The 21,168-nt window shown below is 66.1% G+C and carries 18 protein-coding genes; 5 read left to right on the top strand and 13 right to left on the bottom strand.

Features of this window, described 5'->3' with window-relative positions; translation table 11 throughout:
• Window positions 1-139: 139 nt before the first annotated feature.
• From ACPRTJ_RS09245 to ACPRTJ_RS09235, 3 genes are read left to right on the top strand one after another with little or no spacing between them, the layout of a single operon-like run.
• Window positions 140-1,228, top strand: coding sequence for an efflux RND transporter periplasmic adaptor subunit (locus ACPRTJ_RS09245; protein ID WP_043861586.1), 1,089 nt, complete (start codon window positions 140-142; stop codon window positions 1,226-1,228).
• On the top strand, window positions 1,225-2,292 hold the full coding sequence (locus tag ACPRTJ_RS09240) for an efflux RND transporter periplasmic adaptor subunit (RefSeq protein WP_043861587.1): 1,068 nt from the start codon (window positions 1,225-1,227) through the stop codon (window positions 2,290-2,292). The genes ACPRTJ_RS09245 and ACPRTJ_RS09240 overlap by 4 nt, the downstream gene beginning before the upstream one ends.
• Window positions 2,289-5,336 (top strand): efflux RND transporter permease subunit, encoded by a 3,048-nt coding sequence (locus tag ACPRTJ_RS09235; protein WP_043861588.1) that lies wholly within the window; start codon window positions 2,289-2,291, stop codon window positions 5,334-5,336. The genes ACPRTJ_RS09240 and ACPRTJ_RS09235 overlap by 4 nt, the downstream gene beginning before the upstream one ends.
• An 85-nt stretch (window positions 5,337-5,421) precedes the next feature.
• Here ACPRTJ_RS09235 and ACPRTJ_RS09230 read toward each other — a convergent pair whose 3' ends face one another.
• From ACPRTJ_RS09230 to ACPRTJ_RS09175, 12 genes are all read right to left on the bottom strand, one after another.
• On the bottom strand, window positions 5,422-5,877 hold the full coding sequence (locus ACPRTJ_RS09230) for an REP-associated tyrosine transposase (protein ID WP_043861589.1): 456 nt from the start codon (window positions 5,875-5,877) through the stop codon (window positions 5,422-5,424).
• A gap of 170 nt (window positions 5,878-6,047) precedes the next feature.
• Window positions 6,048-6,692 (bottom strand): methionine ABC transporter permease, encoded by a 645-nt coding sequence (locus ACPRTJ_RS09225; protein ID WP_054915900.1) that lies wholly within the window; start codon window positions 6,690-6,692, stop codon window positions 6,048-6,050.
• Window positions 6,682-7,803 (bottom strand): methionine ABC transporter ATP-binding protein, encoded by a 1,122-nt coding sequence (locus ACPRTJ_RS09220; protein ID WP_426428662.1) that lies wholly within the window; start codon window positions 7,801-7,803, stop codon window positions 6,682-6,684. The genes ACPRTJ_RS09225 and ACPRTJ_RS09220 overlap by 11 nt, the downstream gene beginning before the upstream one ends.
• Window position 7,804: 1 nt before the next feature.
• A complete protein-coding gene (locus ACPRTJ_RS09215; protein WP_426428660.1) occupies window positions 7,805-8,611 on the bottom strand; it encodes a MetQ/NlpA family ABC transporter substrate-binding protein in 807 nt (268 codons plus the stop codon).
• Window positions 8,604-9,986 (bottom strand): LLM class flavin-dependent oxidoreductase, encoded by a 1,383-nt coding sequence (locus ACPRTJ_RS09210; RefSeq protein WP_054915902.1) that lies wholly within the window; start codon window positions 9,984-9,986, stop codon window positions 8,604-8,606. Before ACPRTJ_RS09210 ends, ACPRTJ_RS09215 begins: the two co-directional genes overlap by 8 nt.
• The gene (locus tag ACPRTJ_RS09205; RefSeq protein WP_058541693.1) at window positions 9,986-11,191 is read right to left on the bottom strand and encodes an SfnB family sulfur acquisition oxidoreductase; all 1,206 of its coding nucleotides are present in this window, start codon (window positions 11,189-11,191) and stop codon (window positions 9,986-9,988) included. Before ACPRTJ_RS09205 ends, ACPRTJ_RS09210 begins: the two co-directional genes overlap by 1 nt.
• A 21-nt stretch (window positions 11,192-11,212) precedes the next feature.
• Window positions 11,213-12,454, bottom strand: a complete 1,242-nt coding sequence (locus tag ACPRTJ_RS09200) for an SfnB family sulfur acquisition oxidoreductase (protein WP_426428657.1) — start codon at window positions 12,452-12,454, stop codon at window positions 11,213-11,215.
• A 183-nt stretch (window positions 12,455-12,637) separates the two neighbouring features.
• Entirely contained in the window at window positions 12,638-13,363 is a 726-nt protein-coding gene (locus tag ACPRTJ_RS09195; RefSeq protein WP_278929040.1) for a hypothetical protein, read from the bottom strand.
• A 182-nt stretch (window positions 13,364-13,545) separates the two neighbouring features.
• Window positions 13,546-14,307, bottom strand: a complete 762-nt coding sequence (tcyN, locus tag ACPRTJ_RS09190; RefSeq protein ID WP_058541691.1) for an L-cystine ABC transporter ATP-binding protein TcyN — start codon at window positions 14,305-14,307, stop codon at window positions 13,546-13,548.
• 3 nt (window positions 14,308-14,310) lie between these two features.
• The gene (gene tcyL, locus ACPRTJ_RS09185) at window positions 14,311-14,979 is read right to left on the bottom strand and encodes a cystine ABC transporter permease (protein WP_088514101.1); all 669 of its coding nucleotides are present in this window, start codon (window positions 14,977-14,979) and stop codon (window positions 14,311-14,313) included.
• The gene (tcyJ, locus tag ACPRTJ_RS09180; RefSeq protein WP_426428655.1) at window positions 14,976-15,770 is read right to left on the bottom strand and encodes a cystine ABC transporter substrate-binding protein; all 795 of its coding nucleotides are present in this window, start codon (window positions 15,768-15,770) and stop codon (window positions 14,976-14,978) included. The genes tcyL and tcyJ overlap by 4 nt, the downstream gene beginning before the upstream one ends.
• 21 nt (window positions 15,771-15,791) lie before the next feature.
• Complete coding sequence (locus ACPRTJ_RS09175) at window positions 15,792-16,805, bottom strand: D-cysteine desulfhydrase (protein ID WP_426428653.1); 1,014 nt, start codon at window positions 16,803-16,805, stop codon at window positions 15,792-15,794.
• Window positions 16,806-16,998: 193 nt separating this feature from the next.
• Here ACPRTJ_RS09175 and epsC point away from each other — a divergent pair, with 193 nt between their 5' ends.
• Complete coding sequence (gene epsC, locus ACPRTJ_RS09170; protein ID WP_043861603.1) at window positions 16,999-17,931, top strand: serine O-acetyltransferase EpsC; 933 nt, start codon at window positions 16,999-17,001, stop codon at window positions 17,929-17,931.
• Window positions 17,932-18,206: 275 nt separating this feature from the next.
• Window positions 18,207-20,165 carry a choline BCCT transporter BetT gene (gene betT / locus ACPRTJ_RS09165; RefSeq protein WP_210014772.1) on the top strand — a complete coding sequence of 653 codons (1,959 nt, stop codon included), beginning with the start codon at window positions 18,207-18,209 and terminating at the stop codon, window positions 20,163-20,165.
• 150 nt (window positions 20,166-20,315) lie between these two features.
• Here betT and tauD read toward each other — a convergent pair whose 3' ends face one another.
• A complete protein-coding gene (gene tauD / locus ACPRTJ_RS09160) occupies window positions 20,316-21,149 on the bottom strand; it encodes a taurine dioxygenase (protein WP_054915908.1) in 834 nt (277 codons plus the stop codon).
• Window positions 21,150-21,168 lie beyond the last annotated feature (19 nt).

The following is a 21,168-nucleotide window of genomic DNA, read 5'->3' as shown; positions in this document are numbered from 1 at the left end:
CGCGATGCAGGCGACAGCATCCACCCCTCGCAACGTCGCCGCTGTGCTCAATTGCCCCCAGGGCAAGCGGCACGCGGAACCCTGATCTACGCTAACAGTCGCATCTAGCAACTGCCCAGAACCCACGCAAGGAGCCCGCATGACGGTGTCGCCCCCCAACCTGATCGTCTGCCTGGGGCTTGCGCTGCTGCTTGGCTGCGGCGAGAAGAAAGCCGCCGCACCCGACCTGCCCAGGGTGGCGGTGCAACAGGTCAAGGCCGGCGACTTTGCAGCCTCCGTGACCCTCACCGGCGATGTTCAGGCACGGGTACAGGCCGACCTGTCGTTTCGCGTGGGCGGCAAGATCATCGAGCGCAACGTCGACGTGGGCGATCACGTCAGCGCCAATCAGGTGCTGGCGCGCCTGGACCCCAAGGACCTGCAAACCAATGTCGACTCGGCCAAGGCCGAGGTCTTCGCCGAACAGGCTCGCGTGACCCAGACTTCCGCCGCCTTCGTGCGCCAGCAGAAGCTGCTGCCCAAGGGCTACACCAGCCAGAGCGAATACGACGCGGCCCAGGCCGCCCTGCGAAGCAGCCAGAGCGCGCTCAAGGCCGCCCAGGCGCAACTGGCCAACGCCCGCGAACAACTGAGCTACACCGCGCTGATCGCCGAGGCGCCCGGGGTGATCACCGCGCGCCAGGCCGAGGTGGGGCAGGTGGTGCAGGCCACCGTGCCGATCTTCACCCTGGCCCGCGACGGCGAGCGCGACGCGGTGTTCAACGTCTACGAATCGCTGCTGATGGCGCCACCCACCCAGCAGGCGATCATCGTCAGCCTGCTCGACGACCCCAAGGTGCAAGCCAAGGGGCACGTGCGTGAAATCACCCCGACGGTCTCGGCGCAAAGCGGCACGGTGCAGGTCAAGGTCGGCCTGAGCGAGGTGCCGCCGGCCATGCAGCTGGGCTCGGTGGTGAGTGCCACGGCCAGGGCTGAGGGCACCCCGAGCATCGAGCTGCCGTGGTCGGCGTTGACCAAGGATGTGCATGACCCGGCGGTGTGGCTGGTGGGCCAGGACAACAAGGTCAACCTGCGCAAGGTCAAGGTGCTGCGCTACCTCACCGGCAAGGTGGTGGTGGGCGACGGCCTCAAGGGCGGCGAAACCGTGGTGATCGCGGGTGGGCAGTTGCTGCACCCGGACATGCAGGTGGAAGTGGCAGACCCAGCCGATATCGGGGTGACGCAATGAGAACCCTGTGGCTGATGTTCGCTTGTGTGTTGCTGGCCGCCTGCGCCGATGACGAGCCGCCGCCCGAGCCGGTGCGCCCGGTGCTGTCCCAGGTGGTGCAGGCGCAGGACCAGGCGCGCCTGGGGCGCTTTGCCGGCTCTATCCAGGCGCGCTACGAAAGCACCCTGGGCTTTCGCGTGGGCGGGCGCATCGCCCGGCGCTGGGTGGATGTGGGCGCCACGGTGAAGGCCGGCGACACCCTGGCCACCCTCGACCCCACCGACCAGCAGAACCAGTTGCGTGCCGCCGAAGGCGACCTGGCCAAGGTGCAGGCGCAGTGGATCAACGCCCAGGCCAACGCCCGTCGTCAGCAGCAGCTGTTCGACCGGGGCGTGGGGGCCCAGGCCCAGCTGGACATCGCCCAGACCGACCTGAAGACTACCGGCGCCTCGCTCGAACAGGCCAAGGCGGCGGTCAACCAGGCCCGCGACCAGCTCGGCTACAGCACCTTGCAGGCCGACCACCCCGCCGTGGTCACTGCCTGGCAGGCCGAGGCCGGGCAGGTGGTCACCGCCGGCCAGGGCGTGGTCACGCTGGCGCGCCCGGACGTCAAGGAGGCGGTGATCGACCTGCCCGCAGGCCTGGCCGACGAACTGTCGGGCGAGGTGAAGTTCCTGGTGGCCGCGCAGCTCGACCCCAGCGTGAACACCAGTGCCGTGCTGCGCGAGATCGAGCCCCAGGCCGACGCGGCCACGCGTACCCGGCGCGCGCGCCTGACCCTGGCCGACACCCCCGAGGCCTTTCGCCTGGGCACGGCCATCAGCGTCACCCTGAGCTCGGCGATCCAACCGCGCAGCGAGCTGCCGTTGAGCGCCCTGCAGGAGGTCGACGGGCACACCCGGGTATGGGTCGTCGACCCGCAGCAGCATACGGTTTCATTGCGTGACGTGAAGGTCAGCGAGCGGCTGGACAACAGCGTGGTGCTCAGTGCCGGCCTGCAGCCGGGCGAGCGTGTGGTCACGGCGGGGGTCAACAGCCTCAAGCCTGGCCAGAAGGTAAAAATCGATGAGGAAGGCCCGCGATGAAAGGAAGCTTCAACCTGTCGGAATGGGCACTCAAGCACCAATCCTTCGTCTGGTACCTGATGTTCGTCGCGTTGCTGATGGGGGTGTTTTCCTATTTCAACCTGGGCCGTGAGGAGGACCCCTCGTTCACCATCAAGACCATGGTCATCCAGACCCGCTGGCCCGGCGCCACCCAGGACGAGACCCTGCTGCAGGTCACCGACCGCATCGAGAAGAAACTCGAGGAACTGGACTCGCTCGACTACGTGAAAAGCTACACCCGGCCCGGCGAGTCGACGGTGTTCGTCAACCTGCTCGACACCACCAAGGCTGGCGACATCCCGCAGATCTGGTACCAGGTGCGCAAGAAGATCCAGGACATCCGCGGCGAGTTCCCCCAGGGCATCCAGGGCCCCGGCTTCAACGACGAGTTCGGCGATGTGTTCGGCTCGGTGTATGCGTTCACCGCCGACGGCATCTCGATGCGCCAGCTGCGCGATTACGTCGAGCAGGTACGTGCAGAAATCCGCGAGGTGCCCGGGCTGGGCAAGGTCGAGATGATCGGCCAGCAGGACGAGGTGCTGTACCTGAACTTCTCCACCCGCAAGCTGGCGGCCCTGGGCATCGACCAGCGCCAGGTGGTGCAGGCGTTGCAGGCGCAGAACGCGGTGACCCCGGCCGGGGTGATGGAGGCCGGCCCCGAGCGTATCTCGGTGCGCACCACTGGCCAGTTCGCCTCGGAAAAAGACCTGGAGCAGGTCAACCTGCGCCTGGACGACCGCTTCTATCGCCTGGCCGATATTGCCGAGATCAGCCGCGGCTACGCCGACCCGCCCACGCCGATGTTCCGCTACGACGGCAAGCCTGCCATCGGCCTGGCCATCGGCATGAAGAAGGGCGGCAACATCCAGGCCTTCGGCAAGCAGTTGCACGAGCGCATGGAGGCCGCCACCGCCGACCTGCCGGTGGGCGTGGGCGTGCACACCGTGTCGGACCAGGCGGTGGTGGTCGAGGAGGCCGTGGGCGGCTTTACCAGTGCGCTGTTCGAGGCGGTGGTGATCGTGCTGGTGGTCAGTTTCATCAGCCTCGGAGTGCGTGCCGGGCTGGTGGTGGCCTGCTCGATTCCTTTGGTGCTGGCCATGGTGTTCGTGTTCATGGAGTACAGCGGCATTACCATGCAGCGGATCTCCCTCGGCGCGCTGATCATCGCGCTGGGCCTGCTGGTGGATGATGCGATGATCACCGTGGAGGTGATGGTCACGCGGCTGGAGAAGGGCGAGAGCAAGGAGCAGGCGGCCACGTTCGCCTACACCTCCACTGCGTTCCCGATGCTCACCGGCACCCTGGTGACGGTGGCGGGTTTCGTGCCCATCGGCCTGAACGCCAGCTCCGCGGGCGAGTACACCTTCACCCTGTTTGCGGTGATCGCCGTGGCGCTGCTGGTGTCGTGGGTGGTGGCGGTGCTGTTCGCGCCGGTGCTGGGGGTGCACCTGCTCAGCGCCAAGGTCAAGGCCCACGACGCCGAGCCCGGGCGCATCGGTCGCGGTTTCAACCATGGCCTGCTGTGGTGCATGCGCCACCGCTGGATCACCATCATCGGCACCGTGGTGCTGTTCGCCCTGGCGGTGTTCAGCATGCGCTTCGTGCAGAACCAGTTCTTCCCGTCCTCGGACCGTCCGGAGATCCTGGTGGACCTCAACCTGCCGCAGAACGCCTCCATCGACGAGACGCGCAAGGCGGTGGACAAGCTGGAGGCGACCCTCAAGGACGACCCGGACATCGTGCGCTGGAGTACCTACATCGGTCAGGGCGCGATCCGTTTCTACCTGCCGCTGGACCAGCAGCTGGAGAACCCGTACTACGCCCAGCTGGTGATCGTGAGCAAGGGCCTGGAGTCGCGCGAGGCGCTCACGGCGCGCCTGAAGGAGCGCCTGCGCAAGGACTTTGTCGGCATCGGCAGCTACGTGCAGTCGCTGGAGATGGGCCCGCCGGTGGGGCGGCCGATCCAGTATCGGGTCAGCGGCAAGGACATCGACCAGGTGCGCAAGCATGCGATCGAACTGGCGGCGCTGCTCGATGGCAACTCCCATGTGGGCGAGATCATTTACGACTGGAACGAGCCGGGCAAGGTGCTGCGCATCGACATTGCCCAGGACAAGGCGCGCCAGCTTGGGCTGTCGTCCGAGGACGTGGCCAACCTGATGAACGGCATCGTCAGCGGCTCGCCGGTGACCCAGGTGAACGATGACATCTACCTGATCGACGTGATCGGGCGCGCGGTGGACAGCGAGCGTGACTCGCCGCAGACCCTGCAGAACCTGCAGATCGTGACGCCCAGCGGCACCTCGATTCCTTTGTTGGCGTTTGCCACGGTGCGTTACGAGCTGGAGCAGCCGCTGGTGTGGCGGCGTGACCGCAAGCCGACCATCACGGTCAAGGCGGCGGTGCGTGACGAGATCCAGCCGACTGACCTGGTGGCGCAGCTCAAGCCGCAGATCGACGAGTTTGCGCGTAAGTTGCCGGCCGGTTATCAGGTGGCGACGGGGGGCACGGTGGAGGAGAGCGGCAAGGCCCAGGGGCCGATTGCCAAGGTGGTGCCGTTGATGCTGTTTCTGATGGCGACGTTCCTGATGATTCAGCTGCACAGTGTGCAGAAGCTGTTCCTGGTGGCGAGCGTGGCGCCGCTGGGGTTGATTGGCGTGGTGCTGGCGCTGATCCCCACGGGTACGCCGATGGGGTTCGTGGCGATACTGGGCATTCTGGCGCTGGCGGGGATCATCATCCGCAACTCGGTGATCCTGGTGACGCAGATCGATGCGTACGAGGCCGATGGGTATGCGCCGTGGGATGCGGTGGTGGAGGCCACGGACCATCGTCGCCGGCCGATTCTGCTGACGGCGGCGGCGGCGAGCCTGGGCATGATTCCGATTGCGCGGGAAGTGTTCTGGGGGCCGATGGCCTACGCGATGATTGGCGGCATCATTGTCGCCACGTTGCTGACCTTGCTGTTTTTGCCGGCGCTGTATGTGGCCTGGTACAAGATCAAGGAGCCGCAGCGCGAGTGATGGCCATCGCGGGTCGAGCCCGTTTCTACAGGTCCGGAGTTGTCCCTGTGGGAGCGGGCTCGACCCGCGATGGCCGTTACCGGCTCTAGAGCCATACGGCGTCCCAATGCGGATAGTCGCCGAGCCGCTTTACCAGCCCCGCCCGCAAAGGATTGGCAACGATGTAGCGGGCGACTGCGCGCACATCGTCTTCCCGTCTTAACGCACGATCATGAAACCCGGGCTGCCAGATGCGCCCCTGATGCCTGCAAGCCTTGAGTACGGCACAACCCGTGCGCGACTTGAAACGTCGCATGAGTGTCGCGAGTGTCAGGTTCTGCAACTCGATCAACCAGTGAACGTGGTCAGGCATGACGACCCAGGCCAGCGAGTGTGCACTGCCTTCTCGCTGCGCCTGCATGAACTGGGCTACCACCAGGCGCGCGATGTGGAAGTCCTGAAGAAGAGGTTTGCGGTGTTCGATGATGCTGGTAAGCAGGTAAAGCCGGCCAGGTTCCGAGAAACGGCCGCGGCGCAGGAAACGAGAGCTTGGACAGTCCATGTCGATCTCCTTGAGGTTGAAATCTCAAGGTAGTCAGGTGTGCACCTGCATGAAGGGTGTCATTGACTCCGGATGTGTCCGGGCTGGCCAATCGCGGGTCAAGCCCGCTCCCCCAAGGACTTCAGCGGACCTGTGGGAGCGGGCTTGACCCGCGATACGGACGCTGCGGTCTATCTTTTGTTCAACCCCCGCGCCAACCGGTCCCCGCCCAGCTGGATCAACGCCACCAGCACCACCAGCATCACGATCACCGTCAGCATGATCTGGCTGTCGAAGCGCTGGTACCCGTACCGGTACGCGATGTCCCCCAACCCACCGGCACCAATCGCACCAGCCATCGCCGACGAATTGATCATGGTCACCAGGGTGATGGTGAAGCCGCCCACGATGCCCGGCAGCGCCTCGGGTAACAGCACATGCCAGACGATGTGCCAGCGCCGGCACCCCATCGCCTGCGCCGCCTCGATCAGCCCATGATCCACCTCGCGCAGGCTCACCTCGGCAATGCGCGCAAAAAACGGTGTGGCCGCAATCGTCAGCGGCACCACCGCCGCCCACACGCCATACGTGGTGCCCACGATCAGCCGCGTGAACGGGATCAACGCCACCATCAGGATCAGAAACGGTATCGAGCGAAACAGGTTGACGAACGCCCCCAGCACGCGGTTAACCAGCGGCGCCTCGTAGATGCCGCCCTTGCCGCTGGTTACCAGGATCACCGCCAGCGGAATGCCCGCCAGCAACGCGATCAGCGACGACACGCCCACCATCAGCAGGGTGTCGAGCACTCCCTGCAACAATCGATCAAACCACATAGCCCAGCACCTCCACCTGCGCCGCCCACTGGCGCGCCCGTTCGATCACCTGCGCATGCCCGTGCGCCGAGTTGGCCACCGACACCACCAACTGCCCCAGCGCACGTTCCTGGATCGGTTCGATACCGCCCTGCAGCAGGCTCACCTGGCCGCCCAGCAACGCGAACAGCGTCGACAGTTCCGGTGCCTCGCGGTCGCGCCCGCTGACGCGCAGGCGCAGTACCAGCGCGGCCTGCGCATTCGGCGCCTCGGGCAGCAGGCGGGCCTGCAGGTGCTGCGGCAAGGCTGGCTGCAGCGGGGCCAGCAAGGTCTTGCTGACCGCGTGCTGCGGGTCGCCGAACACCTGCCACACCGCCCCCTGCTCGACGATGCGCCCGCGCTCGAGCACCACCACGCGATGGCAGATATCGCGGATCACCGCCATCTCGTGGGTAATCAGGATGATGGTCAGGCCCAGGCGCTGGTTGATGTCGCGCAGCAGCGCCAGGATCGAGCCGGTGGTCTCCGGGTCCAGCGCCGAAGTGGCCTCGTCGCACAGCAGTATCTGCGGGTCGTGCACCAGCGCGCGGGCAATCCCCACGCGCTGCTTCTGCCCGCCCGACAACTGCGCCGGGTACACCCCGTGCTTGTCCTGCAGGCCCACCAGCTCCAGCAGTTCGGCCACCTTGCGCTGGCGCTGGGCCTTGGGCACGCCGGCCACCTTCAGCGGCAGCTCGACGTTCTGCCACACGGTCTTGGCCGACATCAGGTTGAAGTGCTGGAAGATCATGCCGATGCGTCGGCGCAACGCCACCAAGTGGTCCTCGTTATGCTCGCCGATATCGACCTGGTCGATCAGCACCCGGCCGCTGCTGGGTTGCTCCAGGCGGTTGAGGGTGCGGATCAGCGACGATTTGCCCGCGCCGCTGCGGCCGATGATGCCGAAGATCTCGCCGCGCTGGATGTTCAGGTCGATGTCCGCCAGCGCCGCCGTGGCCTGCCCGGGGTAGGTCTTGTTGACGCCGATCAGGCGCACTTGCGCGCTGCTCAACTCAGGGTGCAGCGCGTGCTGTGGCGCGGGCTGCGCAGGTGGGCTGGGGTGCGCCGTCTGGCGGGCGGTGGCAGCACTCATCTCAGCTCTCCCAGCCCGGCTGGTAGAGCTTGCCGTAGGCTTTGTCGAGGGCTGCGCGCACCACCGGCGAGTGCTGGTAGATATCCACGAACCTGGCCAGGCGCGGGTCGTCCTTGCTCTGCGGGCGGATCACGAACTGGATCACGTATTCCTTGTGCTCCACGCCGTCGAACATCAGCGCCGAACCTGCATCGAAGGTGTTGGCCAGGCGGATGTAGTGCGGGTAGCCCTGCACCAGGTCGGCGTCGTCATAGGCACGTACCAGTTGCACGGCCTCGACCTGCAGGATTTTGAGCTTTTTCGGGTTGGCGACGATGTCGTCCTCGGTGGCCTTGTAGCCCACCCCCGGCTTGAGCGTGATCAGGCCGGCCTTGGCCAGCAGTTGCAGGCCGCGTCCGCCGTTGATCGGGTCGTTGGCGATGGCGGCGGTGGCGCCCTGGGGCAGCTCGTCGAAGCTTTTGTACTTTTTCGAGTACAGCCCGACGTTGTTGATGATGCCCGGTGCATATGGCACCAGCGTCGAGCCCGCCGCGACGTTGGCGTTTTCCAGGAACGGGATGTGCTGGAAGTAGTTCACGTCGAGGTCGCCGGCGGCGAGGCTGACGTTGGGCGCGATCCAGTCGCTGAACTCCACCAGTTCCACCTTGAGGCCCTGCTTCTTGGCCTCGTCCACGGCCGCTTCCAGGGCCGGGGCGAAGGCTGCGGTGGTGCCGACCTTGAGCGGTGCATCGTTGGCATGGGCGCCACCGATCAGGCCGAGGGCCAGGGCCAGGGCCGCGACAGGGCGGGCCAGAAATGTCTTAAGCATGCGGTTGCGCTCCAGTCGGGTTGAGGGTGCGATAGCCCGCGCCGGTATGGTCGGCGGGCAGGTGCGGGCCGGCGGCGAAGAGTTTTTCGCGCAGGCTGCCATCGGTGTAGGCGGTCTTGTACGAACCGCGACGTTGCAGCTCGGGGATCACCAAATCGATGAAGTCCTCATAGCTTTCCGGGGTGACGGTGCGGGCCAGGTTGAAGCCGTCCAGGCCGGTCTCCTCGATCCAGCGCTCCAGTTCGTCGGCAACCTGGGTCGGCGAGCCGACCAGGGTGATGTAGCGCCCGCCCAGGGCGTGCTGGTCGAGCAGCTTGCGCCGGGTCCAGTCGTTGTTCTGCAGGTGCTTGGTGGCGGACTGGATGGCGTTGCTCTTGACGTACTGGATCGGCTCGTCCAGGTCGTATTCGGCAAAGTCGATGCCGGTGGAGCTGGCAAAGTGCGCCACGCCGGCCTCGGGGCTGGCATGGCGCAGGTACTCGGCGTGCTTGGCGCGGGCCTGCTCCTCGGTGCGGGCCACGATCACGGTGAGGCCCATGAACACCTTCACCGCGTCGCCATCACGCCCGGCCGCCGTGGCCGCGGCGCGCACCTTGTCGACCTGGGCGCGGGTCGCGGCCTTGTTCTGGCCACTGATGAACACGCATTCGGCATGCTGCCCGGCAAACGCCAGGCCACGCTCGGAGGCGCCGGCCTGGAACAGCACCGGGGTGCGCTGTGGCGACGGTTCGCACAGGTGATAACCCTCCACCCGGTAGAATTCGCCGTGGTGCTGCACCTTGTGCACCTTGGCCGGGTCGGCGTACACGCGCTGTTCGCGGTCATTGCGCACGGCGTCGTTTTCCCAGCTGCCTTCGAGCAGCTTGTACAGCACCTGCAGGTACTCGTCGGCCTGGTCGTAGCGCCGGTCATGCTCGGGCTGCGCGTCCAGGCCCATGGCCTTGGCCGCGCTGTCGAGGTAGCCGGTGACGATGTTCCAGCCCACCCGACCATTGCTCAGGTGGTCGAGGGTCGAGAGCCTGCGTGCGAACAGGTACGGCGGCTCGTAGGTGAGGTTGGCGGTGAGGCCGAAACCCAGGTGGCGGGTGACTGCGGCCATCGCCGAAACCAGCAGCAGCGGGTCGTTGACCGGCAGCTGGATGGACTCCTTGAGTGGCACATCGACCGACTGCTGGTACACGTCGTACACCCCGACGATGTCGGCGATGAACAGGCCGTCGAACAGCCCGCGCTCGAGCAACCGCGCCAGGTCGGTCCAGTACTCGAGGGTCTTGTACCGGGTCGAGGTGTCGCGCGGGTGCGTCCACAGGCCGTGGTTGATATGCCCCACGCAGTTCATGTTGAAGGCGTTGAGCAGGATCTTCTTTTTCGCCATCAGATGGTGCCCCGCAACGGTGGGTTTTCATCGTTGAGGTAGAAGTTGCCGATGGCGTGGTACTTCCAGCGCACCGGGTCGTGCAGGGTGTGCACGCGGGCGTTGCGCCAGTGGCGGTCCAGGCCGTGTTCGGCCAGGGTGGCCTGGCTGCCGGCCAGTTCGAACAGCGTGCTGCCGGCGGCCAGGGAGATCTCGGTACTGATGGCGCGTGCCTCGGCCACGGCGATGGAGGCCGCCGCGACGGTGTCGGCATTGGTCTCGGCCTGGGCTCGGTCGAGGTATTCGCCGGCGCGTTCGAGCAAGGCTTCGGTGGCATGCAGGCGGATCGCCAGGTGACCGAAGGACTTGAGCGTCAACGGGTCGTCGACTGCCTTGTCGATGCCCGAGTCGATCCATGGCCGGGTGCGCGTGCGCACAAAATGCAGGGCATCTTCATAGGCGGCGCGGGCGATGCCGGTGTCGATGGCGGCGTGCAGAATCTGCGCCAGCGGGCCGACCGGGGTCGGGCGCTCGAAGGCGCTCTGGAACGGCACCACATCGTCGGCCTCGACACGCACGTTGTCGAACACCACCGAGCCACTGCCGGTGGTGCGCTGACCGAAGCCGCTCCAGTCGTCGATCACGTCGAGCCCGGCGCTGTCGGCGGGCACGAAGGCCAGCTGTTGCACGCCCTGTTCGTCGATCACCGAGGTGGGGATGCGCTGCGCGTACAGCGCGCCAGTGGCGTAGAACTTGCGGCCGTTGATGCGGTAGCCGTCACCGTCACGGGTGAGGGCGGTGGTGCGGTCGTGGGCGGTCTTGGTGCCCAGTTCGGCCAGGGCGTTGCCGAAGCGCCTGCCGGCCAGCACCTCGGCGTACAGGCGTGCCTGCTGCTGCGGGCTGCCGTTCACGCGCAGCACTTCAAGGGCGTAGAAATGGTTCTGCGGGATCTGCCCCAGCGAGGCGTCGGCCTGGGCGATACGGGCGATGACCTTGGCCAGGGTGACGTTGGACACGCCCGCGCCACCGAAGGCTTTCGGCACGCTGATGCCCCACAGGCCCGAGCGCGAGAACAGCGCCAGTTCCGGGTGCGGCAGGCGGCGTTCGCGGTCGCGCTCGATGCTGTCGCGGCGCAGTTGTTCGGCAATCTGTTCGGCAGTTTCCAACGCCTGGGCATCAGAAGAGATGACCGCCACGAGATCGTGCGGTTGCGGCAATAGGCTCATGAGAGGGCTCCAGTGGTCTGGTCAGATCCAGGAATGCCGGGCAGGCAGGGTCGCGTTGAGGTGGTAGGCGCCCACGGCGTGGTACTTCCAGCGCACCGGGTCGTGAAGGGTGTGCACGCGGGCGTTGCGCCAGTGCCGGTCGAGGTTGAACTCGGCCAGGGTGGCGCGGCTGCCCGACAGCTCGAACAGCTTCTCGCTGGCCTGCAGGGCAATCTCGGTGGTCAGCACCTTGGCTTCGGCCACGGCAATCGAGGCACGTGCGGCAGCGGCGGCGTCGATGGGCGCGGCGTTGACCTCGTCGAGCACGCGCGCGGCGCGGCCGAGCAGCGCCTGGGCGGCATGCAGTTCGAGGGTCAGGCGGCCGATGTCGGCAATCACATAGGGGTCGTCACTGGCGCGATCGACCTTGGCGTCGACCCACGGCCGCGCGCGTTCGCGCACGAAGCTGATCGCATCGGCCACTGCGGCCTCGGCGATGCCGGCGTCGATGGCGGCCTGCACCAGCTGCGAGGCGGCGCCCTGGATGTTGGGGCTGTCGGCCTGGCGCCAGTTGTCGAGCACCAGCTCCGCGTCCACCGGCACTTCGTTGAGCAGCACCGTGCCGCTGGCGGTGGTGCGCTGACCGAAGCCGGACCAGTCGTCGACGATACGCAGGCCCGGGCTGCCACGGCGCACGAAGACCATGACCTGGCGCCCGTCGTCGTTCAGGGCCTTTACTGCCACCCAGTGGGCGAACAGCGCGCCGGTGGAATAGAACTTCTGCCCGGTGAGCAGAAAGTGATCGCCCTGGCGCACGGCGCGGGCCTTGAGTTCGAGGGTGTTCTTGCTGCCGCGCTCGGGGCCGGCATTGCCGATGCGCCAGCCGTCGAGCACCGACTTGAACAGCAGGTGCTTCTGGCGTTCGTTGCCGGTGTTCTTGACCTGCTGGAGGATGCCGAACTGGTTCTGCGGGATCTGCCCCAGGGCCGGGTCGGCCGCACTGATGATGCGGAAGACCTCAGCGATGGTGGCGAAGGAAACGTCCGGCCCGCCGTGCTCGCGCGGGATGCTGATGCTGCCCAGGCCGCTGCGGGTGAACTGCTCGATCTCGGCCCACGGCAGCTTGCGCTGCTGGTCGCGGCGGGCGGCCTGCAGGCGCGCGGCGGCGGCCAGTTCATGGGCGGCCTCCAGGGCCTCTGCGTCATTGCGCAGGACCTTGGCCGGCAGCAGTAATGGGGCGTTGTCCAGATCGCTGTGGACTGCGTCGTGTACCAAGCTGGACATCAGTACCGCTCCTTGGCTGCACTCAATGCCCTGGCGTTGCGCACTGGGGTGATTGTGTTCCTGACCATACCTACCTCACGTATTGGAAACGTCGCCGTGATCGATATGGGCGACAGAAATGCGCTGGTCCGGTGGTCCGGTCTATATACCCTAAGCGTGTATAAAAATTAAATAAACTAACCTTTAGGAATATGCATAGAAGTGCCTCCGCGGCCCTTGGCCGAACACCCGCAGGCGCACGGCCGGGGCCCACTGCGAGCAGTTGCCGACCTTGTCCAGAATGCAGTAGCTGGCGTCCAGGTGCTCGTCGTTGCCGGCTTCCAGCAGCACTTGGGGCGGGATCAGGCCTTGTATCGGGCAGCCGATACCGTCGCTGGGCAGTGGCGCCAGGTCGATGCGCAGGTCGGCCCAGCGCAGGGTGATCGCATCGCCTTCGGCCATGTGCCGGTACGGCGCGATGTTGAACGGTACACCCTGCCCGCAGCGGCTCAGATCCAGCCCTTGGCGCAGCAGCCGGCCAGGCAGGTGCAAGGGCGTCAGGTGCGGGTTCTCCGGGGTGGTCACGTAGCCGCCGGGGCAGTTCAGCTTGACCGCTACCTGCAATGGCGCGGAGCGTCGCGGGTGCTGGCCGGGCTGGAGCAGGCGGTAGTGCAGGGTGTTGAGCCCCGGGTAGAGCATCTGCCTGGGCACGGCGAGGGCGATCAAGGTGCCGGGCTCGCCGGCGCGCAGTAGATGCGCGGCCACGTAGCGGTTGCCCCAGAACAGCTCCAGCAGGTCGCCGGCCTGCTGGGTCGGTGTGGTCTGGATGCTGGCTTGCAGGTGGCTGGCGGTGTGCACGCCAATGCCATGGGGCGCGATATGGAGCAGGGCGGGGGGCGGCAGTTCAGATCCTTTGGCTGCGCGGTGCATGGTCCGTTTCCTTGTGCGGGTGGTGGCACGAGGCTTTGGTTATTGGCTGGATCGGCAGGTGAGTCAAGGTGCCCGATGGCCGTGACCGGGCAGTCGGCAGCGCTTCAGAGCGGTCCTACCCGAAGCGGCATGGGGGCTGTGGATAAACTCGGATTTGTCTGTGCTCGGGCGGTGCATCCGGGTCAGTGGGCGTGGCCCTGCGCGCCGAGAAACTTGCCCAGAAACTGGCGTGTGCGTTCTTCCTTCGGCGCGGCGAACAGGGCCTTGGCCTCGCCCTGTTCGACGATCACGCCCTTGTCGAAAAAGATCACCCGGTTGGCCACGTCGCGGGCGAAGTTCATTTCGTGGGTGACGATGATCATGGTGCGGTTTTCCTGGGCCAGGCCGCGAATGGTCGCCAGCACCTCGCCCACCAGCTCGGGGTCCAGCGCCGAGGTGGGTTCGTCGAACAGGATCACCTGCGGCTCCATGGCCAATGCCCGGGCAATGGCCACGCGCTGTTGCTGGCCACCGGACAGGCGCCGCGGGTAGGCATCCTCCTTGCCCGCCAGGCCGACCTTGGCCAGCAGCGCACGGCCCAGGGCCAGGGCCTTTTCGCGGGGGGCCTTCTTGACCACCAACGGCCCCTCGATGACGTTCTCCAGGGCGGTGCGGTGCGGGAACAGGTTGAAGTTCTGGAACACGAAACCGACCTGCTGGCGCAGGTGGCGAATCAACGTGGCCTGCTTGGCCAGCGGACGGTCGCCGTCGATCTCGATGTCGGCCACACGAATGCGTCCGCTGCTGGGGGTCTCCAGCAGGTTCAGGCAGCGCAGGAAGGTGGTCTTGCCCGAGCCGCTGGGGCCGATGATGGCGATCACTTCACCGGCCTCGACCGTCAGGCTGATGTCGTCGAGCACGGTCAGGCCGTTGAACTGCTTGCTCAGGCGGGTGACTTCGATCATGCCTCAGGGCTCCAGGTCATGGCGGTTGACCCGCGCTTCCAGACGGTTCTGCAGGTGGGCCAGCGCGCTGGCCAGCACCCAGTAGATCAGGGCGGCGGCCAGGTACATGGTGAAGATCTCGAAGGTGCGTGCGGTGATCAGCTGGGCCTGGCGGAACAGCTCCGGCACCTGGATGGTGGCGGCCAGCGCGGTGTCCTTGACCAGCGAGATGAAACTGTTGCCCAGCGGCGGCAGGGCGGTGCGCGCTGCCTGCGGCAGGATCGCGCGGCGCATCGCCTGGCCGCGGGTCATGCCGATGCTGGCGGCGGCCTCCCACTGGCCGCGGTCGATGGAGCTGATCGCGGCGCGCAGGATTTCACAGGCATAGGCGGCCATGTTCAGGGAAAACCCGATCAGCGCCGCAGGCAGCGGGTCCAGCTCGATGCCCAGCTGCGGCAGGCCGTAATAGATCATGAACAGCTGCACCAGCAGCGGCGTGCCGCGAAAGAACGACACATAGACCCGCGCCGTCCAGCTCAGCAGCTTGATCGCAGACAGGCGCATCAGCGCCAGGCCGAAGCCGATCAACAGGCCGAAGAACATCCCGCCCAGGCTCAGGAACACCGTGAAGTAGGCGCCCTTGAGCAGAAAGGGCGCGCTGTCCAGGGCCAGCTGCAGGCTCTCTTCGATCATTGCGTCACGTCAGCACTGAAATACTTCTCGGAAAGCTTTTTCAGCGTGCCGTCGGCGCGCAGTTTGCCGAGGGCCTTGTTGATCGCGTCGAGCAGTTCCGGCTCGCCCTTGCGCAGGGCCACGCCGGCTTCCTGGCGCGAGAAGGCGTCGCCGGCGGCGATGGTGTCCTTGGCTTTTCTGGCGTATTCCAGTGCCGCCAGGCGGTCGATCAGTATGGCGTCGATGCGGCCCACGCGCAGGTCCTGGAACTTGCTCGGGTCATCGTCGTAGGTCTTGATGATGGCCTTGGGCACGTTGTCCTTGAGCCATTGCTCGTAGTTGGTGCCCAGGCCCACGCCCACCTTCTTGCCGGCCAGGTCCTGTGCGGTCTTGATGGTGTCCTTGTTCTTGGTCAGCACCAGGGCCTGGATGCCGGAAACGGTGTAGGGCTCGGAGAAGTCGTATTTCTTCTTGCGCTCGTCGGAGATGGTCACCTGGTTGACCACGATGTCCAGACGCTTGGATTCAAGGGCGGCGAGGATGCCGTCCCACTTGGTCGGCTGCAGCCTGGCCTTGACCCCCAGCTCCTTGGCCAGGGCCTCGGACAGCTCGACCTCGAAGCCGGTCAGCTTGCCGTCGGTGTCGACGAAGCTGAACGGCGGGTAGGTGCCCTCCAGGCCGACACTGATGCTGCCGCTGTCCTTGATCTTCTGCAATTGCTCGCCGGCGACCGCCTGGCCAAGCAGGCCCAGGCCAAGTACCAGGGCAGCCCCTGTGCCCAGCAACTGTTTACCGAATACGGAAATCGTCATGACTGGCCCCGCTGATATCAATTAAGCCGTTATTGGTTGACTGCTCCAGACCTCAGGGTAGGCGAATAATGCAGGTGCCCCACCGGTATGCAGAAAAATCAGCGGGCCTTCGTCGAAACGCTGGCGCGCGATGCCGTCGAGCAGCCCGGCCATGGCCTTGCCGGTGTACACCGGGTCCAGCAGCAGGCCCTCGTGGCTGGCCAGCAGGCGGATCGCGGCCAGGGTGCCGGCATTCGGTTCGCCGTAGCGCGGCGCGAAGTACTCGTCCCACAGTTCGACCTTGAAGGCGTCAGGCAGGTCGATGCCCAGCAGCTCGGCGGTGCGTTCGGCCAGGCCCTGCACCTTGGGGCGCTGGGCCTCGTCGCTGCGCGACACGGTCACGCCGATCAGCGGCAGTTGCGGCAGCGCTTGGGCCAGCGCCAGGCCCAGGCCGCTGTGGGTGCCCGCACTGCCGGAGGCCAGCACCACCCCGGCGAAGGTCTGCCCGCTGCGGGTGATCTGCTCGGCCAGCTCCAGCCCGGCGCGCACATAGCCCAGGGCGCCACGCGCATTGGAACCGCCAATCGGCACGATGTAGGGCTTGCGTCCGCTGGCATGCAGGCGCACGGCCAGCGCCTGCAACTGGTCATCGGCATCGTCGAGGTTATCCACAAGCTCGACCCTGGCGTCGAACAGTTCCAGCAGCAGGCGGTTGCCGTTGTGCTGGTAGGCGGGGGAGTCGGTGCCGATGGGGTTTTCCAGCAGGGCCACGCAGCACAGGCCCAGTTGTGCGGCCAGTGCTGCGGTCTGGCGCACGTGGTTGGACTGGATGGCGCCGGCGGTGATCAGCGTATCGGCACCGCTGGCCAGCGCGTCGGCGGCCAGGTACTCGAGCTTGCGCAGCTTGTTGCCGCCCAGGGCCAGCGGGGTGAGGTCGTCGCGCTTGATGTAGATGTCGCGCCCGGCCCAGGCCGACAGGCGTTCGAGCCGGTGCAGCGGGGTGGGTGCATCGAGCAAGGGCAGGCGTTTGAAGCGTTCGAGCTGGTGTTCGATCATGGCATCGGGCTGACTGGGGAAACTTCGACTATAGGCAGCCGTGGGCGTCTCTTCCACTGGGCCGGCTTATGCCGGATTTATAGCCAAAGCGCATAAAGGGATATTTTTTCCGCCGTGGCCATTTGCCGTAAAGTGATCCGCAACAAGGCGGCCACCCCCTCCACAAGCCGCCGCCGCGTCAGGAGAGACAACCGTGAGCGACAACGCGCAAACAGGCCATTGGCAGTTGCAAACCCTCGTCAGCCAGCTGCGTTCAGCCCGTGACCAATGGCGCAGCCGCAATGGCCGCAGCAGTGGCGAGCAGGGCGGGCGCGAGCTGCCCTCGCGCGAGGCGATGCGCCAGATTCTCGAGCAGCTGTGCGGCGCGCTGTTCCCCATGCGCCTGGGCCCGGTGGACCTGCGCGAAGAGAGCGAAGACTTCTATGTGGGCAACACCCTGGACGCGGCGCTGACCGCATTGCTGGCCCAGGCGCGCCTTGAGCTGCGCTACGCCGCGCGCCAGGGCAAGGCCGAGTCGCTGGAGATTGACGCCCAGGCGCTGCGCCTGATCCAGGATTTCGCCGCCGCCCTGCCGGGCCTGCGCACGTTGCTCGATACCGATGTACTGGCGGCCTATCACGGCGACCCGGCGGCGCGCAGCGTGGACGAGGTGCTGCTGTGCTACCCCGGCGTGCTGGCAGTGATCCACCACCGCCTGGCGCATCACCTGTACCGCGCCGGGCTGCCGCTGCTGGCGCGCATCAGTTCGGAGCTGGCGCATTCGGCCACCGGCATCGACATTCACCCCGGCGCGCAGATCGGCCCGAGCTTCTTCATCGACCATGGCACCGGTGTGGTGATCGGCGAGACGGCGATCATTGGCGAGCGGGTGCGTATCTACCAGGCGGTGACCCTGGGCGCCAAGCGGTTCCCGGCGGACGAGTCGGGGCAGTTGCAGAAGGGCCAGCCGCGCCACCCGATCGTCGAGGACGACGTGGTGATTTACGCCGGCGCGACTATTCTGGGGCGTATCACCATCGGCAAGGGCTCGACCATCGGCGGCAATGTGTGGCTGACCCGCAGTGTGGCGGCAGGCAGCAACCTGACCCAGGCCAATCTGCAGCATGATGATGGGACGCAGAAGTAGATCTTCAGTGTTTTTGAAGGCCTCATCGCGGGCCGAGCCCGCTCCCACAACGATCACAGCTGTTCTTGTGGGAGCGGGCTTGACCCGCGATGGGTCGCACCGTAACCCCCATCCATGTTTAACTTGAACGCTCGTTCAACTTAAACGGTGGTCCGCTGCCGGTGTTCAACAGGAGGAAACCCTTTGCTGAACCCGTACAACTCAACCCTCACACACCCCCGCGAGGTGCACACGCAATGAGTGCACCGTCTTCGAATACCCCCAGCACTATCCGCATGAACCCCCCGGTGTTCTATTTTGCCGCCAGCTTCATCCTGCTGTTCGGCCTGGCCGTGATCAGCAACCCGCAGGTGGCCGGTGAATGGCTGCTGGCGGCGCAGAACTGGGCCGCCAACACCGTGGGCTGGTACTACATGCTGGCGATGACCCTGTACCTGGTCTTCGTGGTGGTCACCGCCTTGTCCGGCTACGGCAAGATCAAGCTCGGTGCCGACCACGACGAACCCGAGTTCAGCTACCTGTCGTGGGCCGGCATGCTGTTCGCCGCCGGCATCAGCATCACGCTGTTCTTCTTCTGCGTCTCCGAACCCCTGACCCACCTGCTGCAGCCGCCCCAGGGCGAAGCCGGCACCGCCGAGGCCGGGCGCCAGGCGATGCAGCTGCTGTTTCTGCACTGGGGCCTGCATGGCTGGGGCGTGTTCGCCTTCGTGGGCATGGCGCTGGCCTACTTCGCCTACCGCCACAACCTGCCGCTGGCGCTGCGTTCGGCGCTGTACCCGCTGATCGGCAAGCGCATCAACGGCCCCATCGGCTACGCGGTGGACGGCTTCGGCATCATCGCCACGGTGTTCGGCCTGGGCGCCGACATGGGCTTTGGCGTGCTGCACCTGAACTCGGGCCTGGACTACCTGTTCGGCATCCCGCACACCCAGTGGGTGCAGGTGATCCTGATCAGCCTGATGATGGGGGCCGCGGTGGTGGTGGCCATCGCCGGGGTCGACAAGGGCGTGCGGGTGATGTCCGACATCAACATGGTGCTGGCCTGCGCACTGCTGCTGTTCGTACTGTTCGCCGGGCCTACCCAGCACCTGTTCAACACCCTGATCCAGAACCTGGGCGACTACCTGGGCGCGCTGCCGCGCAAGAGTTTCGACGTGTACGCCTACAACGAACCGAGCGACTGGCTGGGCGGCTGGACGGTGTTCTACTGGGCCTGGTGGATTGCCTGGGCGCCGTTCGTCGGGTTGTTCATCGCACGGATTTCCCGCGGGCGCACCATCCGCGAGTTCGTGTTCGGCGTGCTGCTGATTCCGCTGGGCTTCACCCTGGCGTGGATGTCCATCTTCGGTAACAGCGCGATCCTGCAGGTGCTCAATGGCGCTACGGCGCTGGGGCAGTCGGCGCTGGAAAACCCCTCGATGAGCCTGTACCTGCTGCTGGAAACCTACCCGTGGAGCAAGGTGGTGATCGCGGTCACGGTGTTCATCAGCTTCGTGTTCTTCGTCACTTCGGCCGATTCGGGCACGGTGGTGCTCTCGACCCTGTCGGCCCGTGACGGCAGCCCGGACGAGGACGGCCCCAACTGGCTGCGGGTGTTCTGGGGTGCGATGACGGCGCTGGTGACCAGCGGGCTGCTGTTTGCCGGCAGCATCGACTCGCTCAAGTCGGCGGTGGTGCTGACCTCGCTGCCGTTCTCGGTGATCCTGCTGGCGATGATGTGGGGCCTGCACAAGGCGTTCTACCTGGAGTCGCAGCGTCAGATCGCGCAGATGCACTCGCTGGCACCGTTCGCCAACTCGCGGCGCGGGCGTGGCGGCTGGCGGCATCGCCTGAGCCAGGCGGTGCACTTCCCCTCGCGGGACGAGGTGTACCGGTTCATGGATGACGTGGTGCGCCCGGCGATTGCCGAGGTGACCGACGTGTTTGCCGAGAAGGGCCTGAATGTCATCACCCAGGAAGACCCGAGCCACGACAACGTGAGCCTGAAGATCGGCCATGGCGAAGAGCAGCCGTTCATCTACCAGGTGCAGATGCGCGGCTACTTCACGCCATCGTTCGCACTGGCCGGGCTGGGCACGCAGGAGTTGAAGAACCGGCGCTACTACCGCGCCGAGGTGCACCTGAGTGAAGGCAGCCAGGATTACGACCTGGTGGGCTACAGCAAGGAGCAGATCATCAACGACATCCTCGACCAGTACGAGCGTCACCTGCAGTTTTTGCACATGGTGCGTTAGGGCTGCCGGCCCCTTCGCCGGCAAGGCCGGCTCCTACAGGAGCCGGATTTGCCGGCGAATGCCTCCCTCTTGCCAGCTACGCCCAACGGGGTGTTTTCATACCTTGATTCGTACCACGTAGTACGTAATCAATGGCCGCGGCGCACCGCCTCAAAACGGCTTGTCGCCCAGAATAGTCGCCCGATGCATTACCCGCCGCTGCGGTCGGTAATCGTCCACCGCGTAATGCTGCGTTACGCGGTTGTCCCAGAACGCCACGTCGTTTTCCTGCCAACGCCAGCGGATGGTGAACTCCGGGCGCGTGGCGTGGGCGAACAGCAGTTTCAGGATCGCTTCGCTCTCGGCCTCGCCCAGTTCGTTGATGCGGGTAGTGAAGCCTTCGCTCACGAACAGCGATTTGCGCCCGCTCACCGGGTGCGTGCGGATCACCGGGTGCGACAGCGGCGGGTTGTTGCGCCGCGCCGCTTCCCAGCGCGCCAGGTCTTCGGCGGTGTTGCCAAAGCGCTCCAGCGGAAACGACTTGGTGAAGTCGTGGGTGGCGGTCAGCCCGTCGAGCAGCTGGCGCAGCGGCGCCGACAGTGCCTCATAGGCGGCAATGCCGCTGGCCCACAGGGTGTCGCCACCATAGGCCGGCAACTGCTTGGCGCTGAGCACCGCACCCAGCGCCGGGGTGGGCAGAAAGGTCACGTCGGTATGCCAGATGGCGTTGTCGCGTACATCGGTGACGGCCGTGTCGAGCACTAGTACCTGTGGCGTTTCGGGCACGTTGGGGTAGATGGGGTGAATGTGCAGATCGCCGAAACGCGCGGCAAAACTGGCCTGCTGCTGCGGGGTCAGCGGCTGCTCGCGAAAGAACAGCACCTGGTGCTGGAGCAGCGCCTGCTCCACGGCGTCACGGTGTTCACGGCTGATCTCGCGGGTCAGGTCGATGCCGCTGATCTGGGCGCCGAGCGCGGGGCTCAGCGGGGTAATGGTCAGGCTCATGTCGGTCTCTTTGTGCAAG

This window comes from Pseudomonas palmensis, from assembly GCF_049942755.1.
In the GTDB taxonomy this organism is placed as follows: Bacteria; Pseudomonadota; Gammaproteobacteria; order Pseudomonadales; family Pseudomonadaceae; genus Aquipseudomonas; species Aquipseudomonas palmensis.
This window is presented reverse-complemented; position numbering and strand designations above follow the sequence as displayed.

Excerpts from the sequence above, each read along its gene's own strand:
- ACPRTJ_RS09195 (WP_278929040.1), bottom strand. The coding sequence starts at position 13,363 with ATGCACCGCGCAGCCAAAGGATCTGAACTGCCGCCCCCCGCCCTGCTC.
- ACPRTJ_RS09200 (WP_426428657.1), bottom strand. The coding sequence starts at position 12,454 with ATGTCCAGCTTGGTACACGACGCAGTCCACAGCGATCTGGACAACGCC.
- tcyN (WP_058541691.1), bottom strand. The coding sequence starts at position 14,307 with ATGATCGAAGTCACCCGCCTGAGCAAGCAGTTCAACGGCCTGACCGTG.
- ACPRTJ_RS09220 (WP_426428662.1), bottom strand. The coding sequence starts at position 7,803 with ATGAGTGCTGCCACCGCCCGCCAGACGGCGCACCCCAGCCCACCTGCG.
- ACPRTJ_RS09175 (WP_426428653.1), bottom strand. The coding sequence starts at position 16,805 with ATGATCGAACACCAGCTCGAACGCTTCAAACGCCTGCCCTTGCTCGAT.
- tcyL (WP_088514101.1), bottom strand. The coding sequence starts at position 14,979 with ATGATCGAAGAGAGCCTGCAGCTGGCCCTGGACAGCGCGCCCTTTCTG.
- ACPRTJ_RS09240 (WP_043861587.1), top strand. The coding sequence starts at position 1,225 with ATGAGAACCCTGTGGCTGATGTTCGCTTGTGTGTTGCTGGCCGCCTGC.
- ACPRTJ_RS09215 (WP_426428660.1), bottom strand. The coding sequence starts at position 8,611 with ATGCTTAAGACATTTCTGGCCCGCCCTGTCGCGGCCCTGGCCCTGGCC.
- ACPRTJ_RS09245 (WP_043861586.1), top strand. The coding sequence starts at position 140 with ATGACGGTGTCGCCCCCCAACCTGATCGTCTGCCTGGGGCTTGCGCTG.
- tauD (WP_054915908.1), bottom strand. The coding sequence starts at position 21,149 with ATGAGCCTGACCATTACCCCGCTGAGCCCCGCGCTCGGCGCCCAGATC.
- ACPRTJ_RS09210 (WP_054915902.1), bottom strand. The coding sequence starts at position 9,986 with ATGGCGAAAAAGAAGATCCTGCTCAACGCCTTCAACATGAACTGCGTG.
- ACPRTJ_RS09205 (WP_058541693.1), bottom strand. The coding sequence starts at position 11,191 with ATGAGCCTATTGCCGCAACCGCACGATCTCGTGGCGGTCATCTCTTCT.
- ACPRTJ_RS09230 (WP_043861589.1), bottom strand. The coding sequence starts at position 5,877 with ATGGACTGTCCAAGCTCTCGTTTCCTGCGCCGCGGCCGTTTCTCGGAA.
- ACPRTJ_RS09225 (WP_054915900.1), bottom strand. The coding sequence starts at position 6,692 with ATGTGGTTTGATCGATTGTTGCAGGGAGTGCTCGACACCCTGCTGATG.
- ACPRTJ_RS09235 (WP_043861588.1), top strand. The coding sequence starts at position 2,289 with ATGAAAGGAAGCTTCAACCTGTCGGAATGGGCACTCAAGCACCAATCC.
- betT (WP_210014772.1), top strand. The coding sequence starts at position 18,207 with ATGAACCCCCCGGTGTTCTATTTTGCCGCCAGCTTCATCCTGCTGTTC.
- tcyJ (WP_426428655.1), bottom strand. The coding sequence starts at position 15,770 with ATGACGATTTCCGTATTCGGTAAACAGTTGCTGGGCACAGGGGCTGCC.